Source organism: Candidatus Infernicultor aquiphilus, from assembly GCF_002784285.1.
GTDB lineage: Bacteria > Atribacterota > Phoenicimicrobiia > Phoenicimicrobiales > Phoenicimicrobiaceae > Infernicultor > Infernicultor aquiphilus.
The window spans coordinates 1,628-2,019 of record NZ_PFKO01000213.1 but is presented as its reverse complement, the minus strand read 5'-3'; the positions used below and the strand labels follow the sequence as shown (position 1 = coordinate 2,019).

Annotated in this window: 1 pseudogene; it reads left to right on the top strand. The window is 37.5% G+C overall.

Annotated features, from left to right (window positions below):
• A pseudogene (locus COZ07_RS05590) lies at window positions 1-392 on the top strand (amidohydrolase family protein); the annotation flags it as partial.

Here is a 392-nt window from a genome sequence, read left to right as displayed (position 1 = left end):
TGTTGTAGCAGAAACCTGCCCTCATTATTTATTTCTTAATGAGAATGTTCTGGAGAAAGTTGGAGTATTTGCCAAGTGTAACCCTCCCTTAAGAAGTGAAGAAGAAAGGCTGAAAATGTGGGAATTTGTAAATAATGGAAGTATAGATATTATCGGAAGTGACCACGCACCTTATACTAAAGAAGAAAAGGAAAAAGGAAGTGAAGATATATTTACTCCTCCTGCGGGATTCCCAGGGTTATCAACCAGATTACCCTTGCTTTTCACAGCAGTAAAAGAAGGAAAAATTAGATTGGATAAAATGGTAGAACTTATCTGTGAAAATCCGGCAAAAATATTTGGTTTTTATCCCCAGAAAGGAACGATTGCCGTGGGTTCTGATGCAGATTTTG